Here is a 16801-nt window from a genome sequence, read left to right on the forward strand (position 1 = left end):
GTGCAGTCTTGTTGCCGACGGGATCGCACATGCGACGCCGGTTGCAAAGCTTCGTCGCCACCACTCATACAATTGCTTGCATTGGCCGGCAGTGTGATTATTGTGAGCGCTACCGTAGACGATCGAGACGGTGCGGAAACGCGCATGATTCGATCGTCGAAGCAACTTTGTCGTGAACGCCTCTCCAAAGAAGGGCGGTGCGGCGCCGCATGAGGGGATGTTTGACCGTGACCACCAATACGCGCGCTTTCGGCTTTCGAGGCCTGACCCACCCATCGAGCGCACTCGCCTGCGCGACCAGCGTACTGGCGATGATGTGGTCGCTCCCGGCAATGGCGCAGGATCAGGGCAATCTTCAGAACAGCACGACGACGCAGCCGGCCGCGCCGCAGCCAGCTGTCCCGACGACCGCGAATACGACGACCGCGTCGGAGGCCGGGCAGCCACAGGACCTCGCCACCGCACCCGACGCGTCGCAGGGCAACACCGTCCAAGGCAGCGCACCGCAAAGCGACGACATCATCGTCACCGGCCTGCGCGGATCGCTCCAGCGCAACCTCGACCTGAAGCGCACGTCGTCGGGCATCGTCGACGTCATCTCGGCCGAGGACATCGGCAAGTTCCCGGACTCCAACGTCGCGGCCGCCTTGCAGCGCCTGCCTGGCGTGACGATCCAGCGCTCCGGCTCGCGCGGTGAACCCACGGGCATTGCCGTGCGCGGCTTTGGCAACGACTTCAACACGACGCTGTATGATGGTCGTCGTATCTCGACCGCGACCGGCGGTCGCCAGATCGACTTCAGCACCGTCGGCGTCGACTTCATCGGCCAACTCAGTGTTCTGAAGACGCCCGACGTCACTCTGTCATCGAGTTCGATCGGTGCGACCGTGGACATCCAGTTCCCGAAGCCATTCGATCATCCGGGCTTCCGCCTTGCCGCATCTGGTTCTGGTTCGATCCAGGACCGCTCGGGCAAGATCGCGCCGACCGCTGGTCTCCTGATCAGCAGCACGAACAAGGATGAAACGTTCGGCGTCTTGGCGGACGTGATCTACACGCAGCGTAAGACCGATACCAACCGCGTGTACGTGTCCGGCTGGCCGGGCGGAAACTTCGCGCCGTGCCAGCTCGCGGGCAGCACCGGGGCGTGCGCCCCGACCAGCGACACTGCGTCGGCAGGCTATGCCAATCCGAACAACCGGCAGAACCTGCCAGGCTGGTTCCCGCAGCAATATGGCGCCGAACAGCAGCGCGTCAAAGATGAGCGTGTCGATGCGCGCGTCGCATTCCAATATCATCCGACCGACGACCTGATGGTAACGCTCGACAATAATTTCTCGCGTCAGGAAATTACTCAGAACAACTACGCGTTCGGCGTCTGGTTCAACCAGGGCGACTTGCGCAACGTGACGCTCGACAAGAACGGGACCGCGGTAGATTTTACCCAGACCGGCACGCCAACCGACTTCACTGCCGCGCGCAACACGGAAATCCTTCAGACCAACCAGACCGGGCTGAACGTCAAATACGATGTAACCGAAAACCTCACGCTGGAGGCAGACGGTTCCTATGCGAAGAGTTGGCGGAACCCCGGCAACGTAATCGGCAGCCAGAATGGCGACATCGGCTACGGCAATGCCCTAGGCAATGTCCTGCGCTTCACCGTCGATGGCAAAAGCAGCGATGCTTTCCCAACGATCAGCAACTTTGGTCCCGCCGGTGATGGCGCACGCTGGGCGGACCAGTCGTTGATCGGCTCGCACGTCGCGGTCAATCAGACGCAACGCAATACCGACGAACTCGCGCAGTTCCGCGGCAATGCCACCTGGAAGCAGGATGACCTGACGATCAAGGCCGGTGGCCAATATTATCAGGACACGTTCAATTTCCGCAATACGAGCACCTTCACGAACAATTTCTGGCAGGCCTATGCCGGTTACGGCGGGCCCTCCCGCGGAACATCCGGTATCTCGCCACTGCCCGCCGACTTGTATCAGGGATCAATCAGCCTCAACAACTTCATCCCGGGCTTCAACGGCAGTCTGCCGCCATCGGTGTTCGTGTTCAGCCCGATCGCCTATCAAAACTTCCTGTCCAGCTTGGGTAATCCGCAGGCACAGAACGTGCCGGGGTTCAATTATGCCAACGTGACCGGCTTCACCGGTGCGTTCGACGAAGCGGTCGATCCCGGGAGCATCGCGCGGATTCGAGAGCGGACTTGGTCGCTGTACTTCAGCGTTAACTTCAAGACCGAGATCGGCAGCCTGCCGTTCACGTTCAACGCAGGCGTGCGTAACGAGAACACCAATCTGGCATCTGTCGGACAGGGCCGCCTGCCCACCGCGCTCGTCACCAGCACGGCGGACCGGACGCTGCTCAGCATCCCGACCTACACGAACGTGCAGGACGTCAGGAGCAACAGCTCGTATTCGTATCTGTTGCCCAGCATGGATGCGAAGCTGGAACTCGCCGACAACCTGATCCTTCGCTTCGACGCCTCGCGCACGCTGACCCGTCCGTCGTTGAATCTGCTGAACCCGGTGCTCAATGTCGGCAATGGTCAACGCATCGGCGCCTTGTCAGCCAGCGGCGGCAATCCGAACCTGCGTCCGTATCTCGCCGACAATTTCGACGTCGGGGCCGAATGGTATTATCAGCGCAACTCGTATCTCTCGGTCGGGTTCTTCCTGAAGAACGTCAGCAATTTCGTGGTTGGCGGCGTGACGCGGCAGTCGATCAACGGCTTGATCGATCCGACGACGGGCACCTTGGCGAGCTTCGCCGTCACGCAGCAGGTAAACGGACCGGATGCCACCGTCCGCGGCGTCGAGCTAGCCTGGCAGCAGGTGTTCGGCACCTCGGGCTTCGGGTTCCAAGCCAACGCGACCTTCGTCAACACCAACCGGCCGTATGACGACAAGAACATCTCGCAGACCGGCTTCGCGGTTACCGGGTTGGCAAACTCGGCGAACTTCGTTGGCTTCTACGAAAAGAACGGGTTCCAGTTCCGCACCGCGCTCAACTGGCGTGACCAGTATCTCCTGGCGTTCGGCCAGAACCAGAATACCGGCTCGTTCGGGTCCGAGCCGACCTTCGTCGACCAGAGCTTCCAGGTCGATCTGTCGACGAGCTACGACATTAACAGGCAGTTCAGCGTCTTCGCCGAAGCGTTGAACGTCAACAACAACCAGCAGAGCACGCACGGGCGCTACGACAACCAGTTGCTCGACGTGTTCGACTACGGCCGCCGCTACACCGCAGGCGTCCGCTTCCACTTCTGATCCCCCTCCCCCTGGCGGAGCACGACCTGTTCGTGCTCCGCCTTTTTTTCGATTACGCTGCACCATGCACGAAATTCAGAACATCGTTATCGTCGGCGGCGGCACCGCAGGGTGGCTGACCGCGGGCGTGATCGCGGCCAAGCACCAGGCGCGACGCCAACACGGCTTCACCGTCACTTTGGTCGAATCGCCCAACGTCCCGACGATCGGCGTCGGCGAAGGAACATGGCCGACGCTGCGTTCGACGCTCAAGAAGATGGGCGTATCGGAGACCGAACTGTTCCGGCAGTGCGACGCGTCGTTCAAGCAGGGCGCACGGTTCAATCGCTGGACCACCGGTGCGCCGGACGATGGCTATTACCACCCGCTGATGCTCCCGCAGCACTTCGGGCAGGTGAACCTCGCGCCGCACTGGCTTGCGGACGAGGGCAACGCGACGTTCTGCGACACGGTCACGCCGCAGGGCCGGATCTGCGACGAAGGGCTAGGCCCCAAGACGATCGCGACGCCCGAATATGACGGCCATGCGAACTACGCCTATCACCTCGACGCGGGCAAATTCTCGCACTTCCTCCAGCGGCATTGCTGCGACACGCTCGGCGTCCGCCATGTGAAGGCCGACGTCACCGAGGTTCGGCTCGACGAGAGCGGCGACATCGCCAGCCTCGATACCGAACAGGGCATATCGATCGCGGGCGACCTGTTCATCGACTGCACCGGGTTCGCCGCGCTGCTGATCGGCGGCGCGATGAAGGTGCCGTTCCGCAGTTGCACCGACATATTGTTCTGCGACACCGCGCTGGCGATGCAGGTGCCCTATGACGTGCCCGACGCACCGATCGCGAGCCACACGATTTCGACCGCGCAGTCCGCCGGCTGGATCTGGGACATCGGCCTGCCGACGCGGCGCGGGGTAGGTCATGTCTTCTCCAGCAGCCACATCAGCGCGGACGCCGCCGAGCAGGAGTTGCGCGACTATATCGGGCCCGCGGCGCGTGACCTGACCGCGCGTCGACTGGCGATCCGTGCCGGCCACCGCGAGCAGTTCTGGGTGCGCAACTGCGTCGCGGTCGGGCTCGCCGCAGGGTTTCTCGAACCGCTGGAGGCCTCCGCGATCGTCCTGATCGAGTTGTCGGCGAAGATGATCGCCGAGCAGATGCCCGCGTGTCGCGAAGTGATGGACGTCGTCGCGCACCGCTTCAACGACACGGCGCATTATCGCTGGGGGCGGATCATCGACTTCCTCAAGCTGCATTATGCGCTGACGAAGCGGACCGACACCGCGTTCTGGCGCGACAATGTCCGCCCGGAGTCGATCCCCGACCGGCTAGCGGGCCTGATGGAGTTGTGGCGGTTCCAGTCGCCCTGGGTTCATGACGAATTCGATCGCGCCGAGGAGGTCTTCCCGTCGGCGAGCTATCAATATGTGCTGTACGGCATGGGCGCGCGGACCGCGGTGATGCCGGGGTCGATCGACGACGATGTCGCGCTGGCTCGGCGCGCGCGGCACGACAACCAGGTGCAGACGCAGCGGCTGGTGAGCAGCCTGCCCGGCCACCGCGATCTCATCGACCGAATCAAACGCCACGGCCTCCAGCCGATCTAGCCGTCAGGGGAATACAACATGCGGACCGTCACAGCGTGCCTGGCCATGGGTGCGATCCTAACCATCGGTGCGACCGCCGCGTCGGCGGCTCCGCGCCTCGACGGCGTCATGGGCGATCACGCGGTCATCCAGCGCGGGCAGCCGATCGTGCTGACCGGGCAGGCCGCGGCGGGCGAAACCGTGATGATCACGCTGGCCGGGCGCAGCGTCACCGCCAAGGCCGCGCGCGACGGCAGTTTTTCGGCGAGCCTCCCCGCCCTCCCCGCCGGTGGACCCTACGACCTGACGATCGCCGCCCCGAGCGGCGCAGCGGTCCTGCGCGATATCCTGGTCGGCGACGTCTTCCTGTGTTCGGGCCAGAGCAACATGGAACTCCGCGTCGAGCAGGGACAGGGCCTGTTTCCCGACGCGCACCCGGAAGTCGACGACAAGCTGCGCCTGCTGACGATCGCCAAGGTCTCCGCCGCCGCACCGGTCGCGCGGTTTGCCCAACAGCCGACGTGGGCAGTGTCCGGTCCGACAACCGCGCCCAGCTTCTCGGCGGCGTGCTTTTACATGGTCCAGGCGCTGCGCCGTACGTCCGGCGTACCGATCGGTGCGGTGCATTCGAGCTGGGGCGGGTCGCGGATCAGCGCGTGGATGAGCGATCCTGCGCTGCGCCAGGCCGGGCTCGGCGCCCCCGCGGACCTGCTCGCGCTCTATGCCCGCGATCCCGCCGCCGCCAACCGGCAGGCATCGACGATCTGGGAAAGCTGGTGGCGCGACGGCTCGGGCGACGCCGCCGGCCGCGAGCCGTGGCAGCCCGATGCCGCGCTCGACTGGCATCCGGTGCCCGCGATGACCAATTTCGAGACCTGGGGCGTCCCCGCACTCGCCGATTACAACGGCATGATCTGGTACCAGCACGAGGTGCAGCTGACCGCCGAACAGGCACGCGGCCCGGCAACCTTGGTGCTGGGCATGGTCGACGACGCGGACCGCACCTGGGTCAACGGCGTGGGCGTCGGGGGCAGCAGCCTAGCCTCGCAATCGCGCGTCTACGCGCTGCCCGCCGGCAGCCTGAAGGCCGGGCGCAACGTCATCACCGTCAACGACGACGACGTCTATGCCTATGGCGGGATGACCGGCCCGGCGGATTCGATGCGGCTGTCGTTTACCGACGGGACCAGCGTGCCGCTCGGCACCGGCTGGCGCTATGCGATCGCCAAGCGGATCGCTGGCGCCGCACCGCGCGTGCCGTGGGACGACATCAACGGTGCTGGCACGCTCTACAATGCGATGATCGCGCCGCTCGGTGCTACGAAGTTCGCTGGCATGGCCTGGTACCAGGGCGAGTCCGACACCGGCATCCCCGGGTACGACCGCCGGATGACCGCGTTGATCGCCGACTGGCGCCACCGTTTCGGCACGCCCGACACCGGGTTCGGCATCGTCCAGCTCGCCAATTACGGCAGCCCTGCGATCGCCCCGAGCGAGAGCGGCTGGGGCGACGTCCGCGATGCGCAGCGACGCGTCGCCGCGGCGGACCCCCATGCCGGCATCGCCGTCGCGCTCGACCTCGGCGATGCGCTCGACATCCATCCCGGCGAGAAGCACGAGGTCGGGCAAAGGCTCGCCCGCGTGATGCGCGCCGCGGTGTACGGCGAGAAAATCGCGCCCTCCGGCCCTGCCGTCGCCGATGCAACGCGCACGGCGGATGGCGGCGTCACGGTACGGTTCAGCGGTGTGACGGGCGCGCTGCATGCCCGCAGTGCCGCGCAGGCGATCGGCTTCGAACTGTGCGGCGCCGCGGTCGGCACTTGCCGCTACGCTCCGGGCAAGGTCGCGGGGTCCGAGGTGCTGCTGCCCGGCGATGGCCAACCCGTCACACGTGTCCGCTACGCGTGGGCCGACGCCCCGGCGACCAACCTCGCCGACGACGCACCGCTGCCCGTCGGCACGTTCGAGGTGCCGGTCCTGCCGGCTCGATAAGCCCCGAACGGGTGCGAAGAACAAGAACGGCCGCCAACGCGCGCCGCAACGGGAGAGACTGACGATGCGCATGACCATGAAGGCGAAAGCCCTGGCGACGGCCGGGCTCGCGCTCGCATTCTCCCCCGCGATCGCACGCGAGCCGGCCGCCGCGCCGAGCCAGCGGACCGCGACCGACCCCGCCGAGCAGATGGCGCGCACGATGGTGTCGCGAATGACGCTCGACGAGAAACTGCCGCAGTTGCTCAACGTCGCGCCTACGATCCCGCGGCTCGGTGTGCCCGCATATAACTGGTGGACCGAGTCGCTCCACGGCGCGCTGGGACCGCTTGCGACCACCAATTTCCCCGAGCCGATCGGCCTCGCCGCAAGCTTCGATGCGCCGATCGTCCACGACGTCGCGGGCGCAATCAGCGAAGAAGTGCGCGGGCTGCATACGCTCGGCCGCGAGACCGGCAGGAACGGGCATATCGGCACCGGGCTCGACACATGGTCGCCCAATATCAACATCTTCCGCGATCCGCGCTGGGGCCGCGGGCAGGAGACCTATGGCGAGGATCCGTTCCTGACCGCGACGATGGGCGTCGCGTTCGTGACCGGGATGCAGGGCCCCAACCCCGATCGCCCGCAGGTGATCGCCACGCCCAAACACTTCGCGGTCCACAGCGGACCCGAAGGCACGCGCCACCAGGCCAACGTCTACATCTCCGCGCACGACCTGGAGGACACCTACCTCCCCGCCTTCCGTGCGGCTCTCGTCGACGGACGCGCAGGCTCGGTGATGTGCGCCTACAACCGCATCGACGGCCAGCCGGCCTGCGCGAGCGACCTGCTGCTCAAGGAGCATTTGCGCGGTGCGTGGGGCTTCAAGGGCTATGTCGTGTCCGATTGCGACGCGGTGAAGGACATCGCCGACAACCATAAATACGCCCCCGACAGTGCCGCCGCGGTCGCCGCCGCGATGCGCGCGGGCGTCGACAACGAATGCAACGGCGAGACGCTGGGCGATACCGCGGGCCTGGAGACCCGGTACCGCGAGGCGCTCGGCCGCGACCTGATCACCGAGGCGGACGTCGACCAGAGCCTCGTGCGCCTGTTCACCGCACGGTACCGCAACGGCGACCTGCCCGGACTCGCCGGCGCCCCCAAGGCGTTGCCGACCAGCGTGGTCGGTGCCCCCGAGCATCGGCGGCTGGCGCTGGCCGCGGCCGAGCGATCGATGGTGCTGCTGAAGAACGATGGCATCCTGCCGCTCAAGCCCGGCGTGAAGCTCGCCGTGATCGGCCCGCTCGGCGATGCGACGCGCGTGCTGCGCGGCAATTATTCGTCGCCTCTGTCGGGCCAGCCGGTATCGGTGCTGGAGGGGCTGAAAACCGCGCTTGGCGCAAGCCAGGTCACGCTCGTACCGTTCGGGGAATCCGTCACGGACGGCGACCGCGTACCGACATCCGCGCTGCTTACGCCCGACGGCAAGCCCGGCCTGCTCGCGCGCTACTATAATCCGACGACGCCGATGCCCGCGCAATATGCCCGCGGCACGCGCGAGAAGCTTGTTGCCGCCGCCAAGTATCAGGCGCAACCGGTGGTCACGCGCATCGAGCCCGACGTCGACGATCGCAACCTCGATCTCGCACGCGTCACCGACGTCCACCGCACCGAATGGACCGGCTTCCTGGTGCCGCCCGAAAGCGGCACCTACCGCGTCGGCCTGTCGGGATCGGGCGGCACTTTAACGCTCGACGGCAAGATGATCTCCGACCGGCGCAAGGCGCGCTGGAACGACCTTCCCGGCATGACGACGCTGAAACTCGAAGGCGGCCGGCGCTATGCGATCCGCGCGGAGGGCAGCGGGATCGACCTGGTGTGGAAGCGCGTTTCGGATGCGCCGTCCGCCGAGCTTCGCCGCGCCGCCGCTGCCGCCGACGTGCTGGTCGCGGTCGTCGGCCTCACCTCCGACCTGGAAGCGGAGGAAACCGGCGTGACGGTGCCGGGCTTCTCGGGCGGCGACAAGACCACGCTCGACCTCCCCGCGGACCAGATCGCGATGCTCGAACAGGCCAAGGCCACCGGCAAGCCGATCGTGCTCGTCACGATGAACGGCAGCCCGATCAACCTCGCCTGGGCGAAGGACAATGCCGCCGCCGTGCTGGAGGCGTGGTATCCGGGCGAGACCGGGGGCACCGCCGCGGCCAACATCCTGACCGGTCGCACCAACCCGTCGGGCCGCCTGCCGCTCACCTTCTACCGCAGCGTCGCGGACCTGCCGCCGTTCGGTGATTACGCGATGAAGGGCCGCACCTATCGCTATTTCCCGGGCACGCCGGTCTATCCGTTCGGCCATGGGCTCAGCTACACCAAGTTCGGCTATGCGCCGCTGACCGTCACGCCCGCCCGCGGCGGTGCCGAGAACGGCCTGCGCGTCACCACGCGATTGACCAACCAGGGCGACCGGCCCGGCGAAGAGGTCGCGCAACTCTATCTCGACTTCCCCGATCGGCCCGGCACCCCGCGGATCGCGTTGCGCGGGTTCCAGCGCGTCGCACTCCGCCCCGGCGAAGCACGCAGTTTGACGTTCGACCTGTCGCCGCGCGATCTGAGCTCGGTGGCGTTGGACGGTGCACGTTCGGTCGCCCCAGGCACCTACAGCGTGACGGTCGGCGCCGGACAGCCCGGCACGGGGGTCGCAGGACAGACCGCAAGCTTTACCGCGCGCCAGTCGGCGGAGCTGCCGAAGTGAGCCGCATCCGGCCACTCGCGACGCTCGGCACCGCGCTGGTCGCGCTCTGCACGCCGATCGCGGCACTGGCGGATCCGCTGACCCCGACCGGCAAATGGAGCGCCAACACCGATGGCTCAGCAGCCGTGCCGCCGATGGGCTGGAGCTCGTGGAACGCCTTCAACAGCGACGTCGACGAGGAGAAGGTGCTCGCGTCGGCGCAGGCGCTGATCGACACCAAGTTGCGCGACATCGGCTATCGCTACGTCAATATCGACGATGGCTGGTGGCTGAAGCGTCGTCAGCCCGATGGCCGGCTGCTCATCCGCACTAGTCACTTCCCGTCCGCCGCGACCGGCGCGGACACGAGCTTCCGCCCGTTCACCGACCGGCTCCACGCGATGGGCCTCAAGGTCGGCATCTATTCGGACATCGGCCGCAACAGCTGCGGCCAGATCTACACCCCCGATTTCAAGAACCAGCCCGAGGGCAGCGTCGCCGAGCGCGAGGTCGGGCTGTACGGCCATGTCGACCAGGACATCCGGCTGTTCTTCGCCGAATGGAACTTCGATTTCCTGAAGGTCGACGGCTGCGGCGCGCGCGGCCTGCCGGTCGACGCACCGCGCGTGAAGTCCGGCCTGTACCGCGCCCTCACGCCCCTCGTCGACATGCAGTCGCTGGGCGGATCGGACATCCCCGGCATCCGCCGCCTCTACGAACAGGTCCACACCGCGCTGCACACGCACGCGGGCGACCGGCCCTACGTCTATTCGCTGTGCCTGTGGGGCGCGGGCGACGTGCGCGCCTGGGGAAAGGACGTCGGCAACACGTCGCGCACCAGCGACGACATCCAGCCGGTCTGGCCGCGGATGCTGACCAACCTCGACACCGTCACGCACCGTGCGCTCTATGCGCATCCGGGATCGTGGAACGACCCCGACATGCTGTTTGTCGGCACCGGCGATTTCGACGCGGCGCACAGCGCGGAGGCGCGATCGCACTTCGCATTGTGGGCGATGCTCAACGCGCCGCTGATCATCGGCTACGATCTCCGGAAACTGACACCGGACCTGCTCGCGATCTTCGGCAACGCGGATATCGTCGCGCTGAACCAGGATTCGGCGGGCAACCAGGCGGTGCTCGCCTATGACTCGTCGGAGGTGCAGACCTTCGTCAAGACGCTCGCGGACGGAAGCAAGGGCGTCGCACTGTTCAACCGAACCGCCTCGCCCGCCAAGGCGGTGCTCACCGCCGAACAACTCAAGATGTTGCCGACCGCAGACGTGCGCCTGAAGGACCTCTGGACCAAGAAGGAGCAGAGCTTCCGTAAGGAGATCGCGGTGACGCTCGCGCCGCACGAGACGCTGATCTTTCGCGCGACCGGCACGCGGCGGTTGCCGGGCGGGCTGTACCTTTCGGAGCAGACCGGCCGCGTCAATACGGCAACCGACGGCGTGGTCGTGCCGCAGCCGGATCCGACGATCTACCAGTCGATCACGCCGTGGACGGGCACCCGCGGCGGCGGCGAGCACCCGCAATATGGCGGCTGGGGCGGCGCCGAAGCCGACCGCGCGCCATACGGCAAGCTGTTGCGCGTTGCCGGCACCGACTTCGACACGGGGATCGGCGTGCTAGCCAACTCCCGTCTCGAAGTCCGCAATCAGGGCTATGCGCGGTTCGCGGCCAGGGTCGGCATCAACGATTCCGGCCAACCGCGCTCGGGCACGACGGTGTTCGAGATCTGGGGCGACGGTCGCCTGCTCGCCAAGTCCCGGCCGATGGGGTTTGGTGAGGCAGCGGTACCGCTGGAGGCGAAGGTGACGGGTGTGCGGATCGTCGAACTGGTGGCGCGGGGGAGTGGTGCGGCGGCGAATGCCGGGACGCCGCAACCTGCGACTTGGGCTGACGCTGCGTTACTTAAATAGCGATGGGAGAGCCCCCCTCTCCGTTCGCCCTGAGCGCAGTCGAAGGGTACCGTTCCACAGGCGTGAACGCCCGTTGAGAGCAGTGCTTCGACTTCGCTCAGCACGAACGGAGAGGTGTGGACAGTCCAAATGCCAGCACACCTTTAACCAGCAGCTTGGGCGGACGTCACGCTCAGCAAACAGTGATGAGAAGCCTCCCTCCCGTTCGCCCTAAGCGCGGTCGAAGGGTCTCTTTCCACAGGCGTGAACGCCCGTTGAGGGCGGTGCTTCGACTTCGCTCAGCACGAACGGAAGGGTGTGAAAGGACGCTAACGCACCCGCTCCGGCGCCCCCGGCGGTAACGCCGACAGCGTGAACCGGTCGACATCCAGCCACCCCCGGCTCTCCGCCGGCGCATAGCAGAACAGCGCAAGCTGCTCGCCCTGGAACGTCCCCGTCCGCCACGCGAACGCGAGCGGGAAGTCGCCGCCCAGCCCGGTCCAGCGCCGCCCGTCCACACTATACGCCACGCGCGCACGATCGGTCGTAAAGTCCATGTCGGTCCGCAACCACAGCGCTTCCGTCCGCGGCAAAGGCGCAGTGGCGCGAACCTCGGTCCGGGCACCGGCGACCGTGTCTTCGGTCACCTCCATCGCCAGCGTCGCCTTACCGCCCGCCGCGCCCTGCACCGTCAAGTTCCCGCTGAACTGCCCGAACGTCCCGAACCCGCAGCGATCCCCCGGTGCCAGATGGCGGATGTCGAGCTTCACCTCGGCCCGGCTCGCCGGCCCCTGCCCCTTCTGCACCAGCGTATTGCGTGCGCTCCAGAACCCGGTCGCGACCGTCGGCCTCAACCGCAACCATCCCGGCCGCTCGGACAAGGACCAGCGCGAAGACTCGGGATTGTGGTTCCACTGCCACTGCAACCCGAGCGTCGGCTTCCCGAAATCGTCCGACGTCGCCGGCTCCGCGAAGGCCCCACCCAGGATCGGTTTCGCGGCACGCCGCGGCACGCGACCGGGTGCCTCGCGCGTGCCCCATACCGGCCAGTCGTCCTGCCAGAACACCGGGCTGAGGTTCGTCATCCGCCCGATCGCGCCGCTATCCTCCATCACGAAGCCGAACCAGCGGCCATCGGGCAGGTCGACCAGCGCACCCTGGTGCCCGCCCGTCTTGTCGTCGATCTGGTCGCGCGTTTCCCACGGCCCGAACAGGCTGCGCGACCGCGACACGGTCAGCCCCAGCCGCGGCGGCAGTGCGTTGAAGAGGTAGTAATACGCACCGCGCCGAATGATCTTCGACCCCTCCGCGCCTTTGATATAATGCACTTTCTGCGACGCGGTGACGTGCGCCAACGTCTTGTCGAGCGTCAGCAGCGTGATCGTCCCGTCCGCGGTACTCGCGGTCGCCAGATACGCACGACCGTCCGGCTCGATGAACAGCCCCGGATCGAACGCCTCGCGCTCCAGTTCGTGATAGCGCCACGGCCCGCGCACATCCTTCGCGTACCAGATCCGCGTCTTCTGCCCGACCGGCGTATTGGCGAGATAATACGTGCCGGCGTGATAGCGCAAGGACGAGGCATAGAGCCCGTGCCGGTACGCGTTGCCACCCTTCAGGTCGTATTCGGGCTTGCCCTCCAGCCGATCGACGAGGTGCGAGGCGAGCGTCCAGTTGACCAGATCGCGGCTGTGCAGGATCGTGATGCCCGGCGTGTTCGCGAACGTCGTCGTCGCGAAATAATAGTCGCTGCCGACGCGGATGATGTCGGGATCGGGATAGTCCGCGAACAGCACCGGATTGCGGAAGCTCCCGTCGCCCTGGTCCGATCGCCACACCTGCGCCGACGCGGCGGTCGCCAGCAACCCCAGCGTAATCGCCACCGCGATCCTCATTTGCCGAACGCCAGCGCGCGCGAGAAGAACGGCATCATCTTATCCTGCACGCGCCCCGCGACACCGCTGGTATGATCGCCCGGATACACCTCGAAGCTGTTCGCGATCCCGTAGCTGTCGAGCGCGGCGTGGAGCTTGCCGGCATCGTCCTTCAGCCCGTCGCGGTCGCCGACGTCGATCCCGATCGCCGCATAACGCCGCAGATTTCCGACATATTGATCGAGCATCGCCAACGGCGCGTTCGCCGCCCAGCGCGCGATCACGTCGGGCTGCGGCACGCCGTCCTTGACCGGGAGATCAAGGTACAGCGGCGGCGCCTTGGGGTTGGGCGACCATGCAGCAGCCGTCGCGAGTTGTGCGCGCTGCCCCCATGACAGGGTCGCGCTGTCCGCGGGCGAACGCAGCGCGCGGATCGCCGTCTCGGTCGCCGCATCGGGCGTGCCGAGCGCGCGCGTCGAGAGGCAGCACGGGCTCATCATGTAGAGCGCGCCGAACACATCGGGATGCTTCATGCCGATCCGCGCGGTGCCGTAGCCGCCCATCGAATGTCCCGCGAGCCCGCGGCTGCGACGGTCCGCGATCGTCCGGTAATGGCCGTCGACATAGCCGACCAGGTCGCGCGCGACGAACGTCTCGAAATCGCCGACCGTCACCGAACTCGAATAGAAGGAGCCGTTATGCGCGGTCTTGCTGTCGGGGATCACGACGATCATCTCGCGCGCGCCGTTCGCGAACGCACCCTCGATCGTCTGTGGCACGTGAATCTCGCCGATCCACTGCTCCGCGCCGATCGAATAGCCGTGGAGGGCATAGACCACCGGAAAGCGCCGCGTCGGGTTGGCGCGGTAGCTCGGCGGCAGGACCACCAGCACCGCGCGATCAGGGCTCTCGCCCTCCAGATTACCCTCGATCGCAGGCGAGTGGACGGTGATCCGCTCGATCGTCACCGGCTTCGCACCGGCAACCGGCGGCGGTCCGGGCGTTTTGACCTGCGCCGAAGCAGGGACAGCCAACAGCATCAACGCAGTGCCGAGTGCGGCGAGAAACTTGTTCACGGACATCCCCTTTTGTTGTTCACGCGCGCGCGAGAGCGTTGCCGCGAAGCCTCACCGCCCCCCCCGGGGTCAGCACGACCTCGACCCGCCGCGTGCCGAGCCGGATCAAGCGACGCCCCGGTATCTCGCCGCGGACCACCGCCTCGACGAGTTCGCCCTCCTGCCAGCGCAGATCGACCGAACACCGCCCCCGCGCGCGCAGCCCGGTAACCGACCCCGCTGGCCAAGCCCCCGGCAGCGCGGGCAACAGGAGGATCTCATCGCCGCGGCTCTGCATCAGCATTTCCGCGATCGCGCGCGTGCCGCCGAAATTGCCGTCGATCTGGAACGGCGGATGCGCGTCGAACAGATTGGGGTAGGTCCGCTCGGGGCCGAGCAGGAAGGCGAGGATCCGGTGCGCGTGATCGCCGTCGCGCAACCGCGCCCACAGGTTCGCGCGCCACGCGGTCGCCCAGCCGGTCGACTCGTCGCCCCGCAGTTCGAGCGACCGCCGCGCCGCCTGTGCTAGCGCAGGCGTCCGGTCGAGATCGATCTGGTCGCTCGGGAACAGGCCATACAGATGCGAGACATGGCGGTGATGAGGCTCGGGTGCGGTCGCGTCCCAGTCGCGCTGCCATTCCTGAAGCTGGCCCTGCGCACCGATATGATCGGGCGCCAAACGCGCGCGCGCGGCCGCTACCTCCGCCGCAAACGGCGCATCGATCTTCAGCAACGCCGCCGCCTGTCCGACCTGATCGAACAGGTCGCGCAGGATCTGCATGTCCATCGCCGGCCCCGCGCAAATCGATGCGCCCGCCGGATGGATGTTCTCAGGCGACAGCGACGGGTTGGTCACCAGCGCGCCGGTTGCCGGATCGGTCTGCAGCGTATCGAGAAAGAACAACGCCGCCCCGCGAATCAACGGATAGACCGAGCGCAGATAATCGAGGTCGCGCCCGTAATCGTAGCGATCCCACAAATGCGTGCACAGCCACGCGCCGCCGGTCGGCCACAGCCCCCATTGCGCCCCGTCGATCGGCGCCGTCGCGCGCCACAGATCGGTGTTGTGATGACACACCCACCCGCGCGCACCGTACATCGTCCGCGCCGTCCGCTCACCCGTGATCGCCAGTTCACGGACCATCTGCACCAGCGGCGCGGTGCACTCGGCCAGCGCGGTCACTTCCGCCGGCCAATAGTTCATCTCGGTGTTGATATTGACGGTGTACTTGGATTCCCACGGCGGCTTGATCGCGTCGTTCCAGATACCCTGCAAGTTCGCCGGCTGCGTCCCCGGTCGCGACGACGCGATCAGCAGGTAGCGGCCATAGTCGAAATACAGCGTCGCCAGCGCCGGATCGGCGGCGGCGCGATTGGCACGGACGCGCTCGTCGGTCGGCTTGTCTGCCGCGCCCGTGCGTCCGAGATCGAGCGTCACGCGGCGGAACAGCGCACGGTGCGCGGCGCTCGTCTCGGCCCGGATCCGCTCGACCCCGCGCCGGCTCGCTAAATCGAGCGCGGCGAGAGTCGCGGCTTCCGGGTTGCCGCTCACGTCATCGAAGCGACGATAGCTGGTCGCCATTGCCACCAGCACCGTAACGGCGCGTGCTCCGGTGATGCGAACCCGGCCGCCATCGTTCGAGACGACACCGCCCACCGTCGAAACGCGCGCGCGCGCCGCGAACCGCAACCGGCCCGCAATCCCAGCCCGCTCGCCATTGTGGCCGGCCAGCGTCACCGTCGCGCCGTCGACCGAGACGCTCGCGCCGAGTTGCGGCGACTGGAGCCCAACCAGCAGGTCGAACGGCCGATCGCCGACAAGGTGCACCGCGATCACCTGATCCCCGGGCGACGCGAACACGTCGCGCCGAAACCGCGTGCCGCCCATCGTGAAACTGGTGGTCGCAACCGCCGCGTCGAGATCGAGCTGCCGGACATAGTCACCGACCGCGCCCGCCACGCCGGGCATCTCCAGAATCAGGTCGCCGACCGGCTGGTACGCCATCTGCGTCTTGGGCAGTCCCATGACCTGCGCATTGGCGAGCGCCTGCGCCTCGGCGAACTTGCCCGCGTCGATCAACCGCCGCACCTCGGGCAGCGCCGCGTGCGCCGCCGGGTTGACCGGATCATACGGCCCCCCGGTCCACAGCGTATCCTCGTTCAGTTGCAACCGCTCGCTGGCGGTCCCGCCGAACACCATCGCGCCGAGCCGGCCATTGCCGACCGGCAACGCCTCGGTCCAGGCAACCGCCGGCTGCCGATACCAGAGCCGCGGACCATCGGCCGGGGCCGCCGCCCAAGTGGATACAGATGCAGACCCGGCAAGCGCAGCGACGGCGACCGCCGCTGCGCCTTCCAACATGTCGCGACGCGTGGGTTCGACGGTCATCGCCC

Annotated in this window: 8 protein-coding genes; 5 read left to right on the forward strand and 3 right to left on the reverse strand. The window is 67.0% G+C overall.

What is annotated here, in order from left to right:
• Positions 1-311: 311 nt before the first annotated feature.
• The 5 genes from AC1ME3_RS03700 (at position 312) to AC1ME3_RS03720 (ending at position 11499) form a co-directional block, all read left to right on the forward strand.
• Positions 312-3281 carry a TonB-dependent receptor gene (locus AC1ME3_RS03700; protein WP_480955752.1) on the forward strand — a complete coding sequence of 990 codons (2970 nt, stop codon included), beginning with the start codon at positions 312-314 and terminating at the stop codon, positions 3279-3281.
• Positions 3282-3345: 64 nt separating this feature from the next.
• Positions 3346-4887 carry a tryptophan halogenase family protein gene (locus tag AC1ME3_RS03705; protein WP_480954902.1) on the forward strand — a complete coding sequence of 514 codons (1542 nt, stop codon included), beginning with the start codon at positions 3346-3348 and terminating at the stop codon, positions 4885-4887.
• Positions 4888-4905: 18 nt separating this feature from the next.
• Positions 4906-6858, forward strand: a complete 1953-nt coding sequence (locus tag AC1ME3_RS03710; protein ID WP_480954903.1) for a sialate O-acetylesterase — start codon at positions 4906-4908, stop codon at positions 6856-6858.
• Positions 6859-6922: 64 nt separating this feature from the next.
• Positions 6923-9595, forward strand: coding sequence for a glycoside hydrolase family 3 C-terminal domain-containing protein (locus AC1ME3_RS03715; protein WP_480954904.1), 2673 nt, complete (start codon positions 6923-6925; stop codon positions 9593-9595).
• Positions 9592-11499 carry an NPCBM/NEW2 domain-containing protein gene (locus tag AC1ME3_RS03720; RefSeq protein WP_480954905.1) on the forward strand — a complete coding sequence of 636 codons (1908 nt, stop codon included), beginning with the start codon at positions 9592-9594 and terminating at the stop codon, positions 11497-11499. Before AC1ME3_RS03715 ends, AC1ME3_RS03720 begins: the two co-directional genes overlap by 4 nt.
• A 308-nt stretch (positions 11500-11807) precedes the next feature.
• Here the strand turns inward: AC1ME3_RS03720 and AC1ME3_RS03725 are convergent, their stop codons facing one another.
• From AC1ME3_RS03725 to AC1ME3_RS03735, 3 genes are read right to left on the reverse strand one after another with little or no spacing between them, the layout of a single operon-like run.
• A complete protein-coding gene (locus AC1ME3_RS03725; protein WP_480954906.1) occupies positions 11808-13373 on the reverse strand; it encodes a glycoside hydrolase family 43 protein in 1566 nt (521 codons plus the stop codon).
• Positions 13370-14392 carry an alpha/beta hydrolase gene (locus AC1ME3_RS03730; protein ID WP_480955753.1) on the reverse strand — a complete coding sequence of 341 codons (1023 nt, stop codon included), beginning with the start codon at positions 14390-14392 and terminating at the stop codon, positions 13370-13372. The genes AC1ME3_RS03725 and AC1ME3_RS03730 overlap by 4 nt, the downstream gene beginning before the upstream one ends.
• 55 nt (positions 14393-14447) lie before the next feature.
• A complete protein-coding gene (locus tag AC1ME3_RS03735; protein ID WP_480954907.1) occupies positions 14448-16796 on the reverse strand; it encodes a glycoside hydrolase family 95 protein in 2349 nt (782 codons plus the stop codon).
• Positions 16797-16801: the final 5 nt, after the last annotated feature.

This window comes from Sphingomonas sp. BL2 (assembly GCF_056680015.1).

What these genes read in the sequence shown, in the direction of transcription:
- AC1ME3_RS03700 (WP_480955752.1), top strand. Translation starts at nt 312, where the DNA reads ATGATGTGGTCGCTCCCGGCAATGGCGCAGGATCAGGGCAATCTTCAG.
- AC1ME3_RS03725 (WP_480954906.1), bottom strand. Translation starts at nt 13,373, where the DNA reads ATGAGGATCGCGGTGGCGATTACGCTGGGGTTGCTGGCGACCGCCGCG.
- AC1ME3_RS03715 (WP_480954904.1), top strand. Translation starts at nt 6,923, where the DNA reads ATGCGCATGACCATGAAGGCGAAAGCCCTGGCGACGGCCGGGCTCGCG.
- AC1ME3_RS03730 (WP_480955753.1), bottom strand. Translation starts at nt 14,392, where the DNA reads ATGCTGTTGGCTGTCCCTGCTTCGGCGCAGGTCAAAACGCCCGGACCG.
- AC1ME3_RS03705 (WP_480954902.1), top strand. Translation starts at nt 3,346, where the DNA reads ATGCACGAAATTCAGAACATCGTTATCGTCGGCGGCGGCACCGCAGGG.
- AC1ME3_RS03710 (WP_480954903.1), top strand. Translation starts at nt 4,906, where the DNA reads ATGCGGACCGTCACAGCGTGCCTGGCCATGGGTGCGATCCTAACCATC.
- AC1ME3_RS03735 (WP_480954907.1), bottom strand. Translation starts at nt 16,796, where the DNA reads ATGACCGTCGAACCCACGCGTCGCGACATGTTGGAAGGCGCAGCGGCG.